Annotated in this window: 23 protein-coding genes; 12 read left to right on the top strand and 11 right to left on the bottom strand. The window is 60.6% G+C overall.

What is annotated here, in order from left to right; translation table 11 throughout:
• Position 1 precedes the first annotated feature (1 nt).
• Positions 2 to 886 (bottom strand): helix-turn-helix domain-containing protein, encoded by an 885-nt coding sequence (locus tag IGB42_RS09595; RefSeq protein ID WP_159670600.1) that lies wholly within the window; start codon positions 884 to 886, stop codon positions 2 to 4.
• A gap of 125 nt (positions 887 to 1,011) precedes the next feature.
• Between IGB42_RS09595 and IGB42_RS09590 the strand changes: the two genes are divergently transcribed.
• The 3 genes from IGB42_RS09590 (at position 1,012) to IGB42_RS09580 (ending at position 3,339) form a co-directional block, all read left to right on the top strand.
• Positions 1,012 to 1,353, top strand: a complete 342-nt coding sequence (locus IGB42_RS09590; RefSeq protein ID WP_159670597.1) for a hypothetical protein — start codon at positions 1,012 to 1,014, stop codon at positions 1,351 to 1,353.
• A gap of 374 nt (positions 1,354 to 1,727) precedes the next feature.
• The gene (locus IGB42_RS09585) at positions 1,728 to 2,483 is read left to right on the top strand and encodes a sulfite exporter TauE/SafE family protein (RefSeq protein ID WP_159670594.1); all 756 of its coding nucleotides are present in this window, start codon (positions 1,728 to 1,730) and stop codon (positions 2,481 to 2,483) included.
• Positions 2,484 to 2,838: 355 nt separating this feature from the next.
• Positions 2,839 to 3,339, top strand: a complete 501-nt coding sequence (locus tag IGB42_RS09580) for a hypothetical protein (protein ID WP_159670591.1) — start codon at positions 2,839 to 2,841, stop codon at positions 3,337 to 3,339.
• Between the two features lie 90 nt (positions 3,340 to 3,429).
• On the opposite strand, the gene IGB42_RS09575 is transcribed toward IGB42_RS09580, so the two are convergent.
• Positions 3,430 to 3,987 (bottom strand): hypothetical protein, encoded by a 558-nt coding sequence (locus IGB42_RS09575; RefSeq protein ID WP_159670588.1) that lies wholly within the window; start codon positions 3,985 to 3,987, stop codon positions 3,430 to 3,432.
• A gap of 723 nt (positions 3,988 to 4,710) precedes the next feature.
• On the opposite strand from IGB42_RS09575, the gene IGB42_RS09570 reads away from it, so the two are divergent.
• Together IGB42_RS09570 and IGB42_RS09565 are read left to right on the top strand one after the other, a co-directional pair.
• Positions 4,711 to 5,886, top strand: a complete 1,176-nt coding sequence (locus IGB42_RS09570) for a formylglycine-generating enzyme family protein (RefSeq protein ID WP_201799887.1) — start codon at positions 4,711 to 4,713, stop codon at positions 5,884 to 5,886.
• A 334-nt stretch (positions 5,887 to 6,220) separates the two neighbouring features.
• Positions 6,221 to 6,697, top strand: a complete 477-nt coding sequence (locus IGB42_RS09565; protein WP_159670585.1) for an SMI1/KNR4 family protein — start codon at positions 6,221 to 6,223, stop codon at positions 6,695 to 6,697.
• Between the two features lie 14 nt (positions 6,698 to 6,711).
• Here the strand turns inward: IGB42_RS09565 and IGB42_RS09560 are convergent, their stop codons facing one another.
• Together IGB42_RS09560 and IGB42_RS09555 are read right to left on the bottom strand one after the other, a co-directional pair.
• On the bottom strand, positions 6,712 to 6,960 hold the full coding sequence (locus tag IGB42_RS09560) for a hypothetical protein (protein ID WP_159670582.1): 249 nt from the start codon (positions 6,958 to 6,960) through the stop codon (positions 6,712 to 6,714).
• Positions 6,961 to 7,084: 124 nt separating this feature from the next.
• Entirely contained in the window at positions 7,085 to 7,492 is a 408-nt protein-coding gene (locus IGB42_RS09555; RefSeq protein WP_159670578.1) for a low affinity iron permease family protein, read from the bottom strand.
• 336 nt (positions 7,493 to 7,828) lie between these two features.
• Here IGB42_RS09555 and IGB42_RS09550 point away from each other — a divergent pair, with 336 nt between their 5' ends.
• Together IGB42_RS09550 and IGB42_RS09545 are read left to right on the top strand one after the other, a co-directional pair.
• Positions 7,829 to 8,983, top strand: a complete 1,155-nt coding sequence (locus IGB42_RS09550) for a hypothetical protein (protein ID WP_159670575.1) — start codon at positions 7,829 to 7,831, stop codon at positions 8,981 to 8,983.
• A gap of 111 nt (positions 8,984 to 9,094) precedes the next feature.
• Positions 9,095 to 9,322, top strand: coding sequence for a hypothetical protein (locus IGB42_RS09545; RefSeq protein WP_159670572.1), 228 nt, complete (start codon positions 9,095 to 9,097; stop codon positions 9,320 to 9,322).
• Positions 9,323 to 9,428: 106 nt separating this feature from the next.
• On the opposite strand, the gene IGB42_RS09540 is transcribed toward IGB42_RS09545, so the two are convergent.
• Positions 9,429 to 11,159, bottom strand: a complete 1,731-nt coding sequence (locus IGB42_RS09540; protein WP_159670569.1) for a phospholipase D-like domain-containing protein — start codon at positions 11,157 to 11,159, stop codon at positions 9,429 to 9,431.
• A 57-nt stretch (positions 11,160 to 11,216) separates the two neighbouring features.
• On the bottom strand, positions 11,217 to 12,311 hold the full coding sequence (locus IGB42_RS22545) for a DUF2278 family protein (protein ID WP_159670566.1): 1,095 nt from the start codon (positions 12,309 to 12,311) through the stop codon (positions 11,217 to 11,219).
• A gap of 258 nt (positions 12,312 to 12,569) precedes the next feature.
• Here IGB42_RS22545 and IGB42_RS09530 point away from each other — a divergent pair, with 258 nt between their 5' ends.
• On the top strand, positions 12,570 to 12,899 hold the full coding sequence (locus tag IGB42_RS09530) for a TfoX/Sxy family protein (protein WP_159670563.1): 330 nt from the start codon (positions 12,570 to 12,572) through the stop codon (positions 12,897 to 12,899).
• Between the two features lie 18 nt (positions 12,900 to 12,917).
• Here the strand turns inward: IGB42_RS09530 and IGB42_RS09525 are convergent, their stop codons facing one another.
• The 3 genes from IGB42_RS09525 to IGB42_RS09515 form a co-directional block, all read right to left on the bottom strand.
• Positions 12,918 to 13,256 (bottom strand): hypothetical protein, encoded by a 339-nt coding sequence (locus tag IGB42_RS09525; protein WP_159670560.1) that lies wholly within the window; start codon positions 13,254 to 13,256, stop codon positions 12,918 to 12,920.
• A gap of 157 nt (positions 13,257 to 13,413) precedes the next feature.
• Positions 13,414 to 13,866 (bottom strand): DUF4124 domain-containing protein, encoded by a 453-nt coding sequence (locus IGB42_RS09520; protein ID WP_159670557.1) that lies wholly within the window; start codon positions 13,864 to 13,866, stop codon positions 13,414 to 13,416.
• A 58-nt stretch (positions 13,867 to 13,924) separates the two neighbouring features.
• Positions 13,925 to 14,353: a hypothetical protein gene (locus IGB42_RS09515; RefSeq protein ID WP_159670554.1), complete on the bottom strand. Its 429-nt coding sequence runs from the start codon at positions 14,351 to 14,353 to the stop codon at positions 13,925 to 13,927.
• A gap of 312 nt (positions 14,354 to 14,665) precedes the next feature.
• On the opposite strand from IGB42_RS09515, the gene IGB42_RS09510 reads away from it, so the two are divergent.
• The gene (locus IGB42_RS09510; protein WP_201799886.1) at positions 14,666 to 15,541 is read left to right on the top strand and encodes a GyrI-like domain-containing protein; all 876 of its coding nucleotides are present in this window, start codon (positions 14,666 to 14,668) and stop codon (positions 15,539 to 15,541) included.
• 30 nt (positions 15,542 to 15,571) lie between these two features.
• On the opposite strand, the gene IGB42_RS09505 is transcribed toward IGB42_RS09510, so the two are convergent.
• The gene (locus IGB42_RS09505; protein ID WP_159670548.1) at positions 15,572 to 16,123 is read right to left on the bottom strand and encodes an SMI1/KNR4 family protein; all 552 of its coding nucleotides are present in this window, start codon (positions 16,121 to 16,123) and stop codon (positions 15,572 to 15,574) included.
• Positions 16,124 to 16,246: 123 nt separating this feature from the next.
• Positions 16,247 to 16,534, bottom strand: a complete 288-nt coding sequence (locus tag IGB42_RS09500; RefSeq protein WP_159670545.1) for a hypothetical protein — start codon at positions 16,532 to 16,534, stop codon at positions 16,247 to 16,249.
• Between the two features lie 86 nt (positions 16,535 to 16,620).
• On the opposite strand from IGB42_RS09500, the gene IGB42_RS09495 reads away from it, so the two are divergent.
• The 3 genes from IGB42_RS09495 to IGB42_RS09485 all read left to right on the top strand — a co-directional run bounded on the left by IGB42_RS09495 (position 16,621) and on the right by IGB42_RS09485 (position 17,889).
• Entirely contained in the window at positions 16,621 to 16,968 is a 348-nt protein-coding gene (locus IGB42_RS09495) for a hypothetical protein (protein WP_159670542.1), read from the top strand.
• A 26-nt stretch (positions 16,969 to 16,994) separates the two neighbouring features.
• Positions 16,995 to 17,444 (top strand): hypothetical protein, encoded by a 450-nt coding sequence (locus tag IGB42_RS09490; RefSeq protein ID WP_159670539.1) that lies wholly within the window; start codon positions 16,995 to 16,997, stop codon positions 17,442 to 17,444.
• A gap of 76 nt (positions 17,445 to 17,520) precedes the next feature.
• Positions 17,521 to 17,889, top strand: coding sequence for a hypothetical protein (locus tag IGB42_RS09485; protein ID WP_159670536.1), 369 nt, complete (start codon positions 17,521 to 17,523; stop codon positions 17,887 to 17,889).
• Positions 17,890 to 17,920 lie beyond the last annotated feature (31 nt).

Below are 17,920 nucleotides of genomic sequence, written 5' to 3'. Positions count from 1 at the left end.
ATCAAGTACGGAACAAAACAGGCAGATATAACGTATGGCAACGCAGCGGCACTGCCTGCTCATACACCTCGATCATCGGACGGCGCAGGTCCGGCAGGCAGGCACTTCGTGCCGGCCATGCTGCCAGCAGACTGCGCCAGCTCACGTAAGGTGCACCTGCAGCCAGCGTACGTACCGCATACAGGCCACCAGACAGCGCCATCCGCCCCAAGCCGGCCGGAGGCGCAGCGTCGCCAGCCAGCGGCAGGCACACATCAAAGCAGGATTCGCGCGCGCCACGCAGATGTAGCAAATCGTGCCGAACCCCGTAAAAACGCCGCACCATGCCCGCTCTATCCAGCGTCGCCAGCGCAGCGCTGATCAGCGCATCACCCCATACACCACGAAAACGCCGGTAGGCCAAGCTCTGCGCCGGCAGTTGCAGCACGCCCATCTCATCCGCGCCAGGCACTTCCTCATCCATGTATTCCGCTGCCGGCCCTGCTGCGGCCACTTCCAAAGGCGTCTGCGCAGCGGGCGCAAGCTGCCCCGCCCATGCTCGCCAACCACCGTGGCGCCAGTCGCTGGCGCTCATGCCGAAATGCTGGCGGAATCCCTTGGCAAACGAGCTGGCGTACGCAAACCCACACTCCTCCGCCAGCGCAGCCACGGTAGTGCCCGGCGCGGTCAGCAAACGATATGCTCCCGCATAGAGCCGGCGCTTGCGCAGCACATCAAACGGCGTCTCGCCCACTTCGGCCTCGAAGGCCCGCACGAAGTGATAGCTGGAATAGCACGCCGCAGCGGCAAGCGCATCCAGGCTCAAAGCCTGCGCATAGCCGTGATTGATGCAGTCAACAGCACGTTCGATGCGGATCTGACGGGAACTGGCTGGCAGTTGTGTCATGGCGTCATCATGCCCAAAAGCGTTCCCGGGCAATTGTCCGCGGTTGCGGTTTTGCTTTCACTCCGGGTAGATTGGCGGCTCTGCAACCGATTCACCCCCCACCAATGCACCGATACCGCCACCTGATGACCTGCCTGCTGTTCTGCGGCGTACAGGCCATTGCCGCAGAGGAAGCAAAGCCGACGTTTGATGATTTCAAGCGACACCTTCTTGCCAGCCTCGATCTGAAAGCGGGCATCACCAGCGAGCAGGCAAAAGCGCTCGCCAGTTGGGATGTACTCGGCTACTCGATTTATGGAACAGGCGTTGCTGAAGTGGAAGATGCCGACAAAAACCGGGAAGTCACCGCCCACGTCGGTTACGAGCGCTCGCCGATGATCATCCACGTCAACAAACGGACCGGCCGCACCAGCTCAAGCGAATGGCTGACCTATAACACGCCAGCCGAATTGTTGGATACCCGATGATAATCCGCAGTAAACCGGGCAATCATCACCTCGTACCGGCGTGACCGAACACACTCGATTGCCGCCGCCTCAAAGCGGTCGCTGTGCGGCCAGCAACAGCAACATCGGCCGCTCGCTCCTCCGGTGTCCGCCAGTACCGACCAATTGGCGGGCTTGCCAACACGCTACCCAGTCCACAAGGCGTAATCCATTCCTTGCTGGGTAGCAGTCGTGGCAAGTTTCCGATCCACGCCCAGTCAGCCAGTAACAGCATCAAAACGCAGAACAAAAGCTAAGAAAGCAATCAAATAGACCGAATCGCGCTATGCTGCACCAGCAGCCGCTGCGCCATGCCCATGCCTCGTCCTCCCATCCACCACCCGCACACTCTCCTCATGCACGTTGATCTCGCATTGCTGCTCACCGGCGCCGTTGTCGCCGGCTTCGTCCAGGGACTGTCCGGGTTTGCCTTTTCCATGGTGTCCATGTCGTTCTGGGCATGGGGACTGGAGCCTGGCGTAGCCATGGTGTTGGCGGTATTCGGCGGGCTCACCGGCCAGTTGATGGCCGCGTTCACCACCGGGGGGCGCAAACTCAACCTGGCTACGCTGCTCCCCTTCCTTGCCGGCGGCATCACCGGCATTCCACTCGGAGTGGCGTTGCTGCCGCATCTCAACCCCTTGTGGTTCAAGGTCGGACTGGGGCTGATGCTGGCGTGCTGGTGCCCGCTGATGCTGTTTGCCAACCGCATACCGCGTATCGAATCCGGCGGGCGGCTGGCCGACGGGGCGGTCGGCATGGTCGGTGGCCTGATGGGGGCGCTGGGTGGTTTTTGCGGAGTGGCGCCCACCCTGTGGTGCACGCTGCGCGGCTACGACAAGCAACTGCAACGCGCCGTCATCCAGAACTTCAACCTGGCTGCGCTCACCGTCACCATGGCCATCTATGTCGGTACCGGCGCAGTCACCAGCAGCATGCTGCCGCTGTTTGCCATCATGGTGCCTGCCCTGTTGATCCCGACGCTGCTGGGAAGCCGGCTCTATACCGGTTTGTCTGACCTGGCATTCCGGCGCGTGGTGCTGTCCTTGCTGACCGCATCAGGCATCGCCATGCTGGCTGCCGCGCTTCCCCCGCTTTGGCACGGGCACTGATCGATTGGCTTCAGTGTGCTTCAATCCGCAAGCGTAATGCATCCATTGTGATCGATGGATCAATGCAAGCCCGCATCAGGTGATCACACAGCCTGATTGACCGGCCTGCACATTCCGTGCGCGAAGACATCGCCACACCACAATTTGCCACCCCACAAGCCATACTGCATCAGTGGCCATATCGCGTTGTTGAATTTCAACTGAGGGTAGCAAGCCCTGCAGACCGGCCAAAATCACCTGCCGCCGCGACAGCCTGGCAAAAAATTTTCCGTGCGGGTGTCTACAATGGCGACAGGCAGCCCCGATCATCAGCATGCCACGGCTCCCGGAGCTGGCATACAGCAGGAGCACCCCGATGAGCCTTGATCACAAAGCCTACCAGTTTGACTGGAATGCCTTTTCTGCCTCGCTATTACCCTTGTTGCAGAATGCGCTGACCAATGACAATGCCGATGCCCTGCGTGGCTTCATCCAGGCCAACCTCAACCATTGCAGCAGCCCCCATGATGGCGAGCCGCTCGATAGCGGATGGGAAACGCAGCTAACGGCCCATGATATCCAGGAACTGGCCGATTTCGCCCTCACCCGCCATTACGATCCAGCCGGAAATCACGGACTGGGCGGTGCATGGCAATCCACTGCAGCCCACCTGCCGGAAGCAGCGCAAGCGGCACTGCTGGGCAACGCATTGCCGGGGTTCGATCCCGGGCGGCAAGGCGCTTACTTCCAGACCCCGGACGAGGTCATCCGCTCCATCCACCAACTGGCACAACAGAGCCACCCGGCCACCGATTCATTCCGGGCATTGCTACGTGCTGCACGCCAGTCAGGGCACGGTATCTACGTCACCTTCTGACCCATCATGCCCCGGCACGGTTTGCGTGCACGCTCATGCATTGCCGCCACAATCACGCCACACGGGCCTGTTTACCCCGGCATCACGGTGTCAGAACTTGGCCGGGCTCACGCTGAGACGAGCCTGCGCCTCGGCCTTGGGCGACGACGAGGTTGTAGCCAGCACCACAAAACCGCTGCTGGCCCCCTCCTTGGCAACAGAAAAGCCCAGTTGGTGATACTTGCTACCGTCTTTGTCTGCCGACTTGTCCAAAATCTGCTTCACGACCAGACCCGGCTTGGCAGTCCCTTTCACCAATTGGGTCAGGTTCTTTTCCACCTGTTTGGCATCCGCTGTCCTGGCCCAGGCAGCACACTGGTATTGGCCACGCAACACCAGCAGAAACTCGCCCCCCACTCCCCACACCTCACCCGCTTCACCGTCCAGCACAACCTTGGAAAAATCACCTTCAACCGGTTGCAAGCGATTCTTTTTCGCCCATGCCGATGCAGCATCGTTTTTACCCAGATTGCCAAGACAGGCTTCCGCGAACAGACGTGTCACCACATCGGCGGGTGCCAGCTTGGGGGCCACGGGGGCAGTCGTACCAGCAGCACCGGCAGTGGCCGCACTCACCAGCAGCGAGAAAACAAAAGCAGATTTCATCATACGGATTCACAAAGTAGACGGCATGGCTTGCCTGAACCAAAATCATACTGGATTCGCCACATGACGCCGCCATGATTTCCATTGGCGCGCCAGACCGCAACCCAATATTGTTCCGAAGAGGATGGCATGGATCAGCAATGGCATTGCTCCAGATGTGCAGCACACTTGCCACAAGGCGGCCATACAACGAAATGCCCTCACTGCAAAACCCGCTTCGACAAACCCGGTGCCGTATACCAACCGGTATTGACTCCCGACAGCGCATGGATTACCCGGCATGCGTTGGACCGTAGCGATCAGCCGACCATTGGCTCAGCATTGGCCTGACTGTTTTTGCGGCTGATTGGTGGCGCCGTCGTTGCTATGGTGCTGGGTGTGGCCGCGCTGTTTTCTGCTATTCCCTACGGGGGAGGAAGCAAATCGCTCATCGCCTGCTCTGGCTTGCGCTCATCGGTGTACCCATCTGGGCGCTGTGGCCCTTGGGTCGTGTGATTACCGGCGCAATGAGCAAACCTGAAGCCCCGCCTGCCCAGCGCAAACAAACGTGCTGATTGTCGCGACAAGACAGCATGTCTCGTTCAAAACATGCATGCCTGCCAAAAGCGCCAATCCCCTGCGGCAACACGCAGCGGTTACGATATGCGCGTTGCGTACGCCATACGCACCCACCAGCCGCTGCCGACGTGCGTCCAGCGGTTTACAGCCCCCAATCAGGAAGCATCAATGCGCCACGCTCATTCCGCCACAGCCCTTCCGCGCCACTCCCGCATGCAGGCAGCGCTGTTTGCCTTGGCCATGGCAGCCGGCACCGCCGCGCTGCACCAGACCGCACTTGCCGCCAAGCCGGCCCTCAAGCCCCCGCTTGTGGTTTACGGTGACGGCATCAAGGGCCCGAAAGACATGGCATGGATACCGGCCGGTGAATTCATGATGGGCAGCGACAGCCGATATGCACAGTCCAGCGAGCGCCCGAAGCACAAGGTGAAAGTTGGCGGCTTCTGGATGGACCAGACCCACGTCACCAACGCGCAGTTTGCCCGCTTCGTCAAAGCCACCGGCTATGTCACCACCGCAGAACGCAAGCCGGATTGGGACACCATCAAAAACCAGGTTGCCCCCGGCACGCCCAAGCCGGACGACAGCGCACTGGTACCCGGCGGCATGGTCTTCATCGGCACCGATACCCGCGTGCCGCTCAACGACTGGAGCCGCTGGTGGGCCTATGTGCCCGGTGCCGACTGGCGCCATCCCAACGGCCCCGACAGCAATATCACCGGCAAGGAAGACCACCCGGTGGTGCAGGTATCGTATGAAGATGCGCGTGCCTACGCCAGATGGGCCGGCAAACGCCTGCCGACCGAGGCCGAATGGGAATACGCCGCACGCGGCGGGCTGGAGCAAGCCACTTACTCATGGGGCGACGAGCTCACACCCGGTGGCAAGCCCATGGCCAATATCTGGGAAGACAAGGAGCAACCGTTTCCGGTCGTGAAAATGGTGGTCAGCCCCAAAGCGGGTGGTGCCACCGGTACCTCCGCCGTGCGCACCTTCCCGCGCAATGGCTATGGCCTGTACGACATGACCGGCAACGCCTGGCAATGGGTGGCAGACTGGTATCGCTTCGATTACTTCAAAACCCAGGCCAGGCTGGGCACCGTCAGCAACCCCACCGGCCCGCAAGACAGCTTCGATCCGGAAGACCGCGCCACACCCGCCAATGCCCCCAAGCGCGTCACGCGCGGCGGCTCCTTCCTCTGCAACCAGGATTACTGCCTGAGTTACCGCCCCAGCGCACGGCGCGGTACCGATCCCTATAACCCCATGTCCCACCTGGGGTTTCGCCTGGCCATGACGCAGGCGGAATGGGAAGCGCGCTCCAAGAAGGTCAGCCAGCGCTAGCCGCTGCAAGCCACTGCAAGCCACTGCAAGCCACTGCCGCGCCAATATCATGTAGTTCACGCGCTGCTCAACTCATCCGGGTGCCAAGCGCCTCCGGGTGAACGCCCTTCCATCACTCCGGCCCCAGCGCTGTTTTGCTGCGGTGCAAAAAATGCGCTATACCATGCTGGCCGCTTGTAAACCATTTGTCACACTGGCGCATTGACACGATTCGACTATAAATCAGTGTTTTCTGATATTTAAGTGCCGTTGCCAGCGGAACCCATTGCACGGCAGGCTCCGACGACTTTCCGCTGCCGCAGGCAATACCTGCGGCAACCAACCTCCAGCCCGCATGTACTTGATAAGCAGCAAGGATTTTTACCAGCAATGCATTGCACCGCAGCGCGGCGATCCATCCGGATCGGCGCCGCTGGTGATCGAAAAAGTCAGCGACCGGCTTGGCCTGCGCTTTCCCGCTGCCTACCTGGAGTTCCTGCGCTGGATGGGCAACGACACCGCAGGCGTCCTCAGCTACGCCAACTGGTGCCTGCATGATTTGCCAGCCAACCAGACCTTCCTGCAGGTATTGCTGGAAGACGCCGGCGCCAGTTACCAGCTACCTGCCAGCGCAGTGGTGTTCTACAGCGATCATGGCTGTCGCGCCGCCTGGTTCGACGCCGCTGCGCCTGCACCGGATCCGTATTGCTACTTCATGAACGACGACATGGCCGAACCGGTTGCCGCCGGTGCCTTCTCCGGCCTGCTGCTGCAGGCACTCAAAGACAGCTGCACCCCCAGTCTGTCACTGCCGCTTGCCAACACGATCTGATTCCCGGGGGCGACTCAGAACAATTGCGAACGCAACTGGCTGGCCTGCAAATGGTGATCACAAAAATACACTTCGATCAGCGCGCTTTGCGTATGGTTGGTAACGATCTCGCTGCCCATGGGCGCATCACCATTCCAGCTGACTTCGTCACCGGTTTCGATCTCGTCGCCGTTTACCAGCTCGAAAATCGAATACTCGCGCTCGTCGGTCAATACCGCGATCAGATTGCTTTGCGGATTGATATGGCTGATCGTGCCCTGCATGGCCATGCCCTCCTCGGGTTGAAATCGTCATGGGCAGCAACGCTGGCTGCAGTCTGTTTATCGGCAACCCCGGCAAGGATTGCAGCATCAATATGTATCAGGCGTGATCAACGGCTGCGGGTCATCATGCTCCCGCCACTTGTCCGCTGTTATCCGCTTGCTGGTTGCGCGCCTCGCGCGCCAGGTTCAGGTACTTCTCCCGCAATAGCGCCAGCGCATCATCATCCAGCTCTTCCAGATCGATCAGCGCGTTGTTGCCCGCCTTCACCGCATTGATCAGCTCATCGAGCTTGAGCTGCACCGCAGCTGATTCGCGGTTCTGCGTATTCTGGATCAGGAACACCATCAGAAAGGTAATGATGGTGGTGCCGGTATTGATCACCAGTTGCCAGGTATCGCTGAAATGGAACAGCGGCCCGCTGATTGCCCACACCACGATGGTCGTGACTGCCAGCGCAAAGGTGACCGGCCGGCCCATCAATGCGGATGTTCCGCGGGAAAACTGCGTAAACCAGATACCGGTGGCAGACATGATCTTCCTCCTTGATAGCCCATCGCCGCCACACGCGGTTGCGTGCAACATGGGCGCCATGGATGACTGGCGCTCAACAGCACCATCTATACCCGTGTTTGCGGCTGCGTACAGCGCCACCCACCGGAATCAGACCATGCCTGCAACAAATGGCGGCAGCGTCGGACAAGTGCCAGGTACTGCTGGGCAGCTACCTGCCAGCAGGCAACAATGCTGCAGATAACAGTTGGCAGCGTGTTTCCTTCTCGGTAACTTGCTTGCTCATGCCAAAAGCATGGCAAAGGCAGTGTTACCCTGCTGCCGGCCCTGCTTCGCAAGCCTGCCATCGAGGACCTCATGACCCAGATCACGTTGAGCAACGCCACCCGCTTTCCGGCCCAATTCGTCGTTGCACACGGCGGCCTCATCATTGCCCGCTTGCCCGCGCTGGCACCCGGGGCACAAATGGTCGTACCCGTCAGCGACAGCTACGAAATCACCGCCCTCACCCAGCGGGATGAAAAGCCCTACACCAGTGCGCCACAGGTGTTTTCCACACCGACGCATTTCCTGGCGCAGATGCAGCAAAATGCGCTCGATGGCGGTTACGATTTCCAGCTGCTGAGTTCACCCGCCACCGAGCCCGAGCAACTGCAGTTCGAGAGCACCACCCTGAATCCGGTGTACTTTGCCATCCGCAAGGACGACATCAAGCTGCAAACCGTGGTGGTCACCGACTCCTTCCACCAGACCACCATTGCGCTGGGCGATACCTATTCGATCTACGCCATCATTGATGGCATCACCACCGCGCCCGTCACCACCACGGTCCGCAGCGACGCTGCCGCGGTAACAGTAACCGCAACAGTCGACGACAGCATCCAGCCCGGCTATTACCGGCTGACCACCGACCAGCCCACGCAACCGCCCACCGTCCCGACACCCAGCCCGGAATCCGGCAGCAGCCAAATCACCCTCCGCAACAAAACCGCCTACCCGTCCCAATTTGTCGTCAACAAAGGCGAGCAAGTGGTCGCCCGCCTGCCGCCGCTGGCACCCGATGCACAGGCATCGATACCCACCGGAAACGTGTATGAAGTGGTTGCCAGCACCGTCATCGACGGCAACACCTATACATCCGCACCGCTGGATGTGACTGGCGCCATGGGCTTTCTGGCACAGGTGGTGCAAGTCGCTGCGCAAGGGACCTACGAATTCGTGGTGACCGAAGTCCCCAGCAGATCGCCCGATACGCTGACCTTCCAGAAGACCTGCATCGGGCCGGTCACATTTACCGTTATCAAGAACTGCCAACCCTTGCAGCAAGTGGTGGTCCACGACAGTTATCTGGATCAAACACTGGATATCGGCGGTGATACGTATTCGATCTACGCGGTAATCAACGGCGTCACTACCGATCCCGTCGTAACCCAGAACCCCGCTGCCATCGTCACTGCCCAGCCGGACGACAGCAGTCTTGAACAGGGCTATTTCACGCTGAGTATTGATTGACGGCTACTACCCTCAGCAATCAAGCGCGGGCTTTGTCAGGCATATCACAGATACCCCATTCATTGGCATGAGCTGGCGTATGAAGCTGCCCGTTATTAATGAAGGAACACGATGGCGTGGAATTATCGGGTGGTAAATGTAGAAGGTGAGCTGCACCTTTACGACGTTTATTACAATACTGCGGGTGAGCCCGTCGGGCGCAGCGCAAACCCCAGCCATTTCTATGGTGATACTGTCGAGCAACTGAAAGAGCAGCTCGAATGGTTCAGCGCTGCGCTGGAGAAACCCGTGCTGCAAGACGATGAGATCGGTTCAGACGGAAAAGATGCATCGGAATGACGGCTGACCAGCAATATCGTAAGACCATTGCTGATCAACGCAACGCCATACCGGCATGCGTCCGGGTGGCACCCGATCAGATCAGACCTGCTTCACCCGAATTGCCTCAGGCAAACAGCAAGCGATCCCTGATCTTTACCGCATCCGTGTAATGCGCCGCCCACCACGTTTGCTCATCCGGCGTGCGCGGCGGTTTTTTCAGGTTGAACGCCTTCTGCGCGGTGCTGGCCTCGGTCTGCGCCAGCCGGAAGTGGTAATGATCGAACAGCCGCAGCGCCTCGATCATGTACGCCACCGCCACGCGCCGGTCGCGGATCAGCAGCAGGTTCTCGCCATTGCTGCGGTCGGCCGGGCCAGAAAAGTTGTACGAGCCCAGATACACCCGTGCCGTGGGTTGATCGAAATCGATCACCGCAAACTTGTGGTGCATGCGGATACCGCTGCCGCCGGTGGGCTCCGGCTTGAACGGTAGCGGCGCATGCGCGCCCAGTGCGGTTGGCGATACCGGCCTCACGTTGCCATCCGGTTTTTGCAGATCCAGCCCGTCCACCTCGCGGTCAGACATGCCGTAGACCAACACATGATCGCGTGCGGTCACCGCTTCGATGGCACGCCGGATCGGCCCCTGGGTCTGGTACAGGAACGCCATCGAGTAAAACAGGCTGGAACCCGCCTGATCGATATCGTCCGCCACCTTGCCCAACACCGCATTATCGTTGCCATGCGGCGAGAACGTCACCTCGGCATCGATGCCGTCCAGCCCCAGCGCCACCCAGCTGGCAGAGGTAGTGGCGCCGAAATCGGCAGCGGCATCGTGCGCCCAGTAGGCATCGAAGGCAGCCGCAAACGGTTGCAGCGCTTGGCTGCCGCGCAGTACCACCGCATTGTTGGCCTGCACGTAAAAGCCGCGCCAGCTGAAATTGGTCGATCCGCACACCACTGCCTGCACCGTGGGGCCGTTCACCAGGATGGTCTTGTTGTGCTGCAGGCAGCCCATATGCTGGCGTTTCACTTGCGCGGCACCGGCACTGGCGCGCAATAGAGCCGCCGCCTGCGATTCGGCGGCATGCTCGGGGCCATGCGTGCCGCTGTTGTCGATGATGATTTTCAGGCGGCTGCCCAGTTGCTGCAGTTTTTCCACCACGGTGCGCTCGCTCAGGTCATAAGCCACCACGCGCACTTGTGCGGCCGGATCGGCAATGGCCTGATCCAGCACTTCCAGGATGGCATTGCGGGCCTCGAAGCCCATCCATGCCAGCGCCTCTGCCGCCTTGGGATGGGTAGGCTGGAAATCCAGCCCTTCATCCGCCTTTGCAGGCAGCAGTGTCTTCATGTCTTCCGGGTACGGCGCATACTGGTTGACGAAGGCCTGCGACGACACGAATCCACGCGTGAAGGTCACATTCAATTGCCCCGGCCAGGTTTCCCGGCGCAGCGCAATGGCAGCAAGCTGTGCCTCGCCATAGCTCAGCTCATCCGCCCCATTCATGAATACCGGCGTCACCCGGTACACGAACTCACCCGGCAGATCGGCATTGCGCGGGAAGTGTACCCAGCGGAATTTCTGGATCGGCGCCCGCAACGTGGACAGTTGTTGCGGATCGGCCTGCCCGTCTGCCGCCATAGCAACAATGCCGGTAAAACCCAGCCGGTTCTTGATGGCAAAAAAGCGGTCGCCGCCCGGTTCCTGGTATTCAATGCCGAAGCCGACAAAATCCGCTGGTGGCTGCCCGTCTTTCCAGTTCATCGCCAGCAGCGCCATGCCCTCGCCGCGGTGCAGCTTCAACGTGAACAGCGCCATAGCATTGCTGGCCGTTACCTGAAAATCGCCGGACATATCGCCTCCCGCTTCGGGTGCAGGGCAGCCAGCCCCAAGGGCCGGCTGGTGCATTGATCAGAACTTGATGGAGAAACCCGGCAGCGATGCCGCAGCCTTGGTGTAGCTCACGCCATCCACGCGCAGGCCATCCGGGTTCAGCACCGTGATCAACCCGCCCTTGTTTGGCAGGATCACCGGTGGCACCAGCGATACGCGCAGCGTTTCACCTGCACCGATCGTGCCGCTCAGCGCCTGCGCGTTCTTGTCGCGGTCCAGCAGCTTCCAGCCTGCCAGATTAATGGCTGCGCTGGTCACATTGAGCAAGGTCACCGTTTCATGCTCTGGCGATTGCAGCGCATTGGCCAGCGCAGCCACGATGCGGATCGCACCATCCGGTGCTTCCGGCGTGGGGATGGTACCGGTGGGGAACGACGGCACCGGGGCGGGCACAGGCGCCGGGCCAGGCACGGGTGCCGGCGCCGGTGCAGGGTGATCCGATGGCGGCCCGCTGGTATCGGGCTGGGTTTGATGGCCGGTATGGTCATCGGTATGCCAGGTTTGCGACTGGAACTTCAGGAATATCCCCACCCACTGGTTCTGGTGCGGAAAATGCAGCAGCAAGGCACCATCCTGGTACACGCCGTCGTCCTGCTTGAAGCGGCCCACATTGGCCTGGTTCATATGCAGGTCATGCACGCCATTACCCGGCAGGAAACCGAAAATCTTGTCCTTCACACCCGCTTCCGGCCCCCAGCGCTCGCCAAAGGCATAGATTTCAGCCTCCTCGTCGCTCAGTGCGCGTTGCACGTAATGATCGATCTTCTCGTTCAGATCATTGTCCGGCCCCGGCACATTGAACGGCAGCGGCACCAGCTTGCGCGGGTCGAACAGGTTGGTACGGATGAAGTCGAGCGCTGGTCCGCCCGGCTTGGCTGCCAGTGCATGCCAGCCGGTTTCCAGCGCCGCAATCTGTTCCAGGAACGGATGCTGGAAATTGGCATCGATGAAATACTCGAGCTCGGACGGCGTCAATGCGGAAGCCACGTTCACGGCCAGCCGGTAGTCTGTCGTATTGTCCACCACATGAATCTGGTAATGCGGGTTCTGCCCGGAACCCAGCGTACGCCCGACAGGCCGGCCCTTGAGGACCCCATAGTTTTTCAACGGCATGACATACTCCGAAACGATTTGGTCAGCTGATGGTAACCACCGCTTCATGACAATCGCGTTTCGGTAATCCGCCCCCGCCAGCACGCGGCAGCAAGGACCAGCATTGCTGCGGTTCTGGCGGCCAAGTAAGCTGATGGGCGGCAGCTAAAGGCCGTTTTTTTCTGCAGACAGCAAGACATGGCACGCGCACGGGAAAAAAGGCCAATCTCCGTGCCGGCAACGCCACAGCCCAAATACCAATCAGCCAGGGAATACCCCATGAGTGCCAGCGCCGAGTTCGTCCGCCATGTCAAAGACCTGCTTGCCCCATTGGGCAACTGCAGTGACGGCAGCTTCTTCGGTGGACATGCGCTCAAGCAACACGGCCACCAGTTCGCCATGATCATGGGCAACACGCTGTATTTCCGCGTGGACGACACCACCCGGCCCACCTACGAGCAACACGGCGCCAGCGCGTTTTCCTACGCCACCCGCAAAGGCAGGGTGCAGGTCAGAAAATACTACAGCGCGCCGGAAGCCCTGTTTGAAGACCAGCAGTTGCTGCTGGCCTGGGCCCGGCAGGCCATCAATGCGGCCAGCCAGGCATAAGGCGCTTTCTTGGCCAGCTCAGGCATCCGCTTGCTGATTGATCCCGACACCAACGCGCCCCGGCTGTGCAGGCACCGCGTAAACCACGGTCATCAGCAAGGCCAGGATGGCGGCTTTGAAGGGCTGCAGCCACAGAATCAGCCAGGTGCACAGGAAGAACACCACGAAGGTTGCCACAAACAGCGCCGTGCTCGACGACATGCTGCTGCCAACCAGGTTGACCAGAAAAGCGCCGAAGAACAGGCAGCCCATCGATGCCTTCCAAGTATCGCGCTCGGCACCGAGAAAAGTGGCAGCCAGTTTCACGGGCACCGTCAGCACCACGGCAATGATCAGGAACAGCACAAGCGACGACATCCGGTATCCACAAGTCAGTTTGGCCGGGCCGGCTGGCACAGCGGGGGCGGATTCTAGCACGCCCGCTACCCGAAGCCCCCAAACCGGCATTCGGTTTGCCGGTAAGCGGGAAACCCGCCCTCTTCCACTGCTGGCCGCGTTGCGCTGCCCGCCCAGGCTACCTGGCCGGCAAGCGCCGCAGCGTGCGCACGCCCTTCACGCCATCCAGCACATACGTCACGGTATTGGCATCCACCACGGTAAAGGTCTGCGGAATGCTGCCCAGCACCCGGATTTGCCGGCCATTGATCACGTAGCGGTCTATCCGCAGCGTTTGTGATTTGCCCTCCACGCCTTGCCGGTCGGCGTAATACACATAGACCTGTACAGGGATGGGCGTGTCGTAGGCCTCGAATGCCTCGCTCTGCCAACGGCCCAGCATGAAATCGTTGCCAATACTTGCCGCCACACCCTGCGCGCCACTGGCACCCTTGATCCTGAGCGCATCCGCCTTTCCGGCTGGTGGTGGCACATCACCAAAATGCAGCACGCCCTGCGCATCGGTCCATTTGTAGACTTGCGCCAGCGCACAGGCTGGCAGGTATAGCATCAGCAGCAACAGGCAGCGCATGGACTCCCCCATCCGGCATCAAAGCCGGGGCCGCATCAAGCCACCCCGAATCGGCAACTTACCAGCGTTGCCGTACGATCACATTGCCATCCAGCACCACCTCGACAACGTTCTGGGCACCACGGATGCACACATTATTGCCACGCTCGGTACTGTGGCTGATATCGATCACCAACGGTGCCGGCGCCCCATTGATACCACGGCGGATGGCCGCCTCGATGCCATGGTTGTAGAACATCAGCGGCGCCACCAGGATCAGCCGGTTGATCTGCGCACCGCCCACCAGCATGTTGAACTGCGCCAGCAGATTGGGCAGGCGCTGGATATAGGTGCTGTTGTCTGCGGCAAACTGCACGATATGCAGGCCAATCAGGCTGTGCTGCAGCACCGCGCTGACGGTAAAACAACTGGTTACCCCAACGTGCACAAGCGTATCGGTGCGCTCGCCAATATCCAGTTCATCTTCGTGTATGTAGAGCTCTGCCATCTTGTCCTCTATATGGAAAAAACCAGCGGCCGGTCGTCTTGCCGCGCTGGCCCGATTCATGGGTAGAGGCAGCGTAGTTCTGATTTGGCCTATTTTCCAGCCGCCGCCTGACGATCATCATCAGTGCTCAAATCACGTACAGAATGGAACGGGAAAGATGCAGGCCAAGGGGGCGAAACCAAAGCTTGTTTACTGGCGGAAAGGCATTCGCCCCTACACCTGCAGCACAGGCACATTTCACCATTGCGCAAGATCGGTCATGCACCGCCTGCTGGCCCATGTCAATCTGCAGTCATCAGCGAGGAGATGGCATTGCAAGCAGCCACAGACCAGCATTTCGCACGTTTTCGCCAGGCACTGGCGTATATCGATGCGCATCTTGATGAAGCGTTGTCCGTCGGACAGATCGCCAGCGCGGCGGCTTTTTCACCCTGCCATTTCCACCGGCAATTCACGCTGCTGTTCGGCATCAGCGTGCATGCGCACATGCAGCACAAGCGCCTGAAACGTGCGGCGTACCAACTGGCTTTCCGCACGGAAATGTCCGTTACCGATATCGCACTCGATAGCGGGTTCAGCGCGCCGGAAGCTTTTTCGCGGGCCTTCAAAAAGCACTGCGGGCAATCACCATCGGCGTTCAGACAGCAGCCAGAGTGGGCATGCTGGACCACGGATCAACCACCCAACCCGGCCAGGAGCATCGCCATGCCCGCAGACCGCAGCACGGAAGTACGCATCATCCAGTTTCCCGCCACGCGCGTGGCCAGCCTTGCGCACCACGGCAACCCGGCGCAGATCGGCAATACCATCCGCCTGTTCATTGCGTGGCGCAAAGCCAACCGGCTGCCGCCCGGCGTGAGCGCCACCTTCAACATCGCCTACCACGATCCGGTCAGCACGCCCTCCGCTGATTACCGCATGGATCTGTGTGCGGCAACCGAGATGGAAATCGCCCCCAACCCCCAAGGCGTGGTGGCCGCCATCATTCCTACCGGGCGCTGCGCGGTACTGCGCCACACCGGCCCGGACGATACGCTGCGCGATACCGTCATGGTGCTGTACAACGATTGGCTGCCGCAAAGCGGCGAGGCGCTGCGTGACTTCCCGCTTTACTTCCAGCGTGTGCGCTTCTTCCCGGACGTGCCCGAGCACGAAGCGGTGACCGATGTATTCCTGCCACTGGCATAGCCAAGGCCAACCAAGGCCGGCGCGGCCCGGCTAGCTGCCCACGAACTCGCCGGTGTAATGGCGGATGTTTTCCAGCGAGCTGCCCAGCAATGCAGACAGGCTGGGCGCCACATATTCGATGGTGTCCGGATCGTGGGTGAAGGCGATGATCTGCCCCGCCTGCCCGCCAGGCGCGGGCGAATAATCCTGGATCAGCAGCAAGGTGGCGCCACTGAAATTGGCAAAAGGCAGCCAGCCATCGTGGTACCAGCCATCCTGGATGCGGTGATCGCGTTCGCGGTCCTCGGCATAACCCAGGTATTGGGGGCTGCGCTGTGCCATGTGCGCACGCTCCAGCAGTGCATCCTGCGCCGACAGGAACCAGTACCCGCCCAGGCTGCCGGGGCGGGAGAACACCGTCTCCCATTCCTGCCCGCCGTTGGCATGCAACCAGGCAGCACGCAGATCATCCTTGAGCGCATGACCGAGCTCGGCTTCCAGTTGCACCAGTTGGGAGGCGCTGGCCGGCGGGTTCAGATCGAGCGCAAAATCATGGTCGCGGTACAGTGCGGCAAGCTGGGTGATGTAATCCTGGAATGTCATGGGATACCTCGTTGAATGTAAAACCAGCGCATGGCCGGCAATCGGGCGGCGCAGGTGGGGCTGAAGCGGCATCGCGCGGCCTACCCAAGCCAGGGGCGGGCGGCAACGGCAGCGCAGCTGCCTCTATGCAGCACCACTGTCGCCGTCCTCTGCCATGATCTGCTCGCGTACTGCCTGCCACTCGGCCCAGCAATCGCCAGCATCGATGTCCGCATAACCCCGGCTTTCTTCCAGCACGGCCAGCGCGCTGGCCGGCAAGGTCATGCAATGCGCAGCGTCGCGGATGACCAGCACCTCCTGCTCGGTCAGCGCATCGCCTTTCAACGCCTCAGCCCTGGCCAGCAACGCCACCAGCGCAGGAATGAACACCACGCACAGGGGCTCGGCCGGATCGGAGTTTGCTGCGGTCATCAGTGCTTCCTGCAATCAGGGCAGACGGACATGCTGCATCGCAGCAGTGCATGCACCTTAGGTGCAAGCGCGGGCAGAAACAAGTTTTGCTGCCGGATTTCCGCCGGGCGCAGACTGCCACCCCGCCGGTCATCTGCACCTGCAACAAAAACGCCACCGCACTGCCGCCATTCTGTAACGCTACCGTTTTATACCTGTCGCAGCATCTTCAAAAAAGCCTTCAAACAGCGAGCGACAATGAACAAGGTGGTCACGCCATGAACCCGTTCGGCAGATTGAACCAGCGCAAGGTCTTCGACTTTGAAACCGCCCTCTTGCCAGAACCAGGCTGGGCCATCTATTTTGCGTTTGATGCGGGCGCCACCCAGCACGATGATGGCAACGACGAAAGCATCCAGCTCAACAGGTTTCCCGCCCCCTGTCCGGCGGACTGATCAACGCAACGCACACAAGGTGCCTTTTGAGCGACTATCCCGCCCCGGCGATCGACCCAGCAAGCGGCCATGTGCGCCTGCATGATTGCCTGATCACCCCGGCCACGCAATTGAGCGAGCTGCCGCCAGACTTTGCACGGGAGCCGATCGCGCAGCCTGGCCAGCAACTCGTCTTTGCCAAGCGCCACTGGCAAAACAAGGGCGTGGCTATCGAATTCTCGCTGCGCTTCGAAGCGGGCGTCCTTGTCAGCGTCTTCATCGCGCTGGAACCGCCAGAGCACCAGAACCTGGACAGCGATGCGTTCTACCGCAGCACAGATGAGCGCTATGCCTGGCACCAACGCTGGCTGGGCAAACAGATCGGCACGGCAGGGCACTTTGCCTGGGGCAATATCGGCGTCGCCCGCAGCAAGAGTGAAGACGTATGGGTGTACCTGCATAACCCGAACAACAGCTGGGGCTATCAACGCACCTGAAAGCCGCAGCAGCCGGAACCCCGTATCGCACCATAGGCATCCTTGCCCTATCGCCAAGCCCGTCAGGAGGCAAACCATGAGCTACGCAGACACACTGAACCAGACCAAAAACGGTTATCCGTTCGACAAATGGACGGATGCTTTTGAAGCGGGCATGGAACAGTACAGCGAGGAAAACGTCGCCGCTGCGCGCGATGTGCTCGATGAGCTGATCGAGCAACTGATCACGCTGGGCCCGGATGCGGAAGAAGCCGAAAAAGTCGCCCTGTTCCAGAGCGCCGTCGAAGTATTGAACGACCTGGATGACAGCATCTCCGGCTTGATCGAAACCGGCGAGCGCGAAGACCTGTGCGCGCTATTCGACAACATCGCCGAAGCCGCCGGGCTCGATCCGGATCAGTATGGTGATGGCGATGGCATTGCCAGTGAATGGCGCGAGTGGTGAGTGGTGAACCGGCAGCGAAATCATGTTGGGC

Origin of the sequence: Andreprevotia sp. IGB-42, assembly GCF_009848685.1 — a bacterium.
Lineage (GTDB): Bacteria > Pseudomonadota > Gammaproteobacteria > Burkholderiales > Chitinibacteraceae > Andreprevotia.
The sequence above is the reverse complement of the archived record's forward strand: the minus strand, read 5'-3'. Positions and strand labels throughout refer to the sequence as shown.

What these genes read in the sequence shown, in the direction of transcription:
- IGB42_RS22545 (WP_159670566.1), bottom strand. Translation starts at nt 12,311, where the DNA reads ATGCCGTTGAAAAACTATGGGGTCCTCAAGGGCCGGCCTGTCGGGCGT.
- IGB42_RS09590 (WP_159670597.1), top strand. Translation starts at nt 1,012, where the DNA reads ATGACCTGCCTGCTGTTCTGCGGCGTACAGGCCATTGCCGCAGAGGAA.
- IGB42_RS09585 (WP_159670594.1), top strand. Translation starts at nt 1,728, where the DNA reads ATGCACGTTGATCTCGCATTGCTGCTCACCGGCGCCGTTGTCGCCGGC.
- IGB42_RS09595 (WP_159670600.1), bottom strand. Translation starts at nt 886, where the DNA reads ATGACACAACTGCCAGCCAGTTCCCGTCAGATCCGCATCGAACGTGCT.
- IGB42_RS09515 (WP_159670554.1), bottom strand. Translation starts at nt 14,353, where the DNA reads ATGGCAGAGCTCTACATACACGAAGATGAACTGGATATTGGCGAGCGC.
- IGB42_RS09505 (WP_159670548.1), bottom strand. Translation starts at nt 16,123, where the DNA reads ATGACATTCCAGGATTACATCACCCAGCTTGCCGCACTGTACCGCGAC.
- IGB42_RS09570 (WP_201799887.1), top strand. Translation starts at nt 4,711, where the DNA reads ATGCGCCACGCTCATTCCGCCACAGCCCTTCCGCGCCACTCCCGCATG.
- IGB42_RS09520 (WP_159670557.1), bottom strand. Translation starts at nt 13,866, where the DNA reads ATGCGCTGCCTGTTGCTGCTGATGCTATACCTGCCAGCCTGTGCGCTG.
- IGB42_RS09545 (WP_159670572.1), top strand. Translation starts at nt 9,095, where the DNA reads ATGGCGTGGAATTATCGGGTGGTAAATGTAGAAGGTGAGCTGCACCTT.
- IGB42_RS09550 (WP_159670575.1), top strand. Translation starts at nt 7,829, where the DNA reads ATGACCCAGATCACGTTGAGCAACGCCACCCGCTTTCCGGCCCAATTC.
- IGB42_RS09565 (WP_159670585.1), top strand. Translation starts at nt 6,221, where the DNA reads ATGTACTTGATAAGCAGCAAGGATTTTTACCAGCAATGCATTGCACCG.
- IGB42_RS09500 (WP_159670545.1), bottom strand. Translation starts at nt 16,534, where the DNA reads ATGACCGCAGCAAACTCCGATCCGGCCGAGCCCCTGTGCGTGGTGTTC.
- IGB42_RS09560 (WP_159670582.1), bottom strand. Translation starts at nt 6,960, where the DNA reads ATGCAGGGCACGATCAGCCATATCAATCCGCAAAGCAATCTGATCGCG.
- IGB42_RS09580 (WP_159670591.1), top strand. Translation starts at nt 2,839, where the DNA reads ATGAGCCTTGATCACAAAGCCTACCAGTTTGACTGGAATGCCTTTTCT.
- IGB42_RS09530 (WP_159670563.1), top strand. Translation starts at nt 12,570, where the DNA reads ATGAGTGCCAGCGCCGAGTTCGTCCGCCATGTCAAAGACCTGCTTGCC.
- IGB42_RS09525 (WP_159670560.1), bottom strand. Translation starts at nt 13,256, where the DNA reads ATGTCGTCGCTTGTGCTGTTCCTGATCATTGCCGTGGTGCTGACGGTG.
- IGB42_RS09485 (WP_159670536.1), top strand. Translation starts at nt 17,521, where the DNA reads ATGAGCTACGCAGACACACTGAACCAGACCAAAAACGGTTATCCGTTC.
- IGB42_RS09575 (WP_159670588.1), bottom strand. Translation starts at nt 3,987, where the DNA reads ATGATGAAATCTGCTTTTGTTTTCTCGCTGCTGGTGAGTGCGGCCACT.
- IGB42_RS09555 (WP_159670578.1), bottom strand. Translation starts at nt 7,492, where the DNA reads ATGTCTGCCACCGGTATCTGGTTTACGCAGTTTTCCCGCGGAACATCC.
- IGB42_RS09540 (WP_159670569.1), bottom strand. Translation starts at nt 11,159, where the DNA reads ATGTCCGGCGATTTTCAGGTAACGGCCAGCAATGCTATGGCGCTGTTC.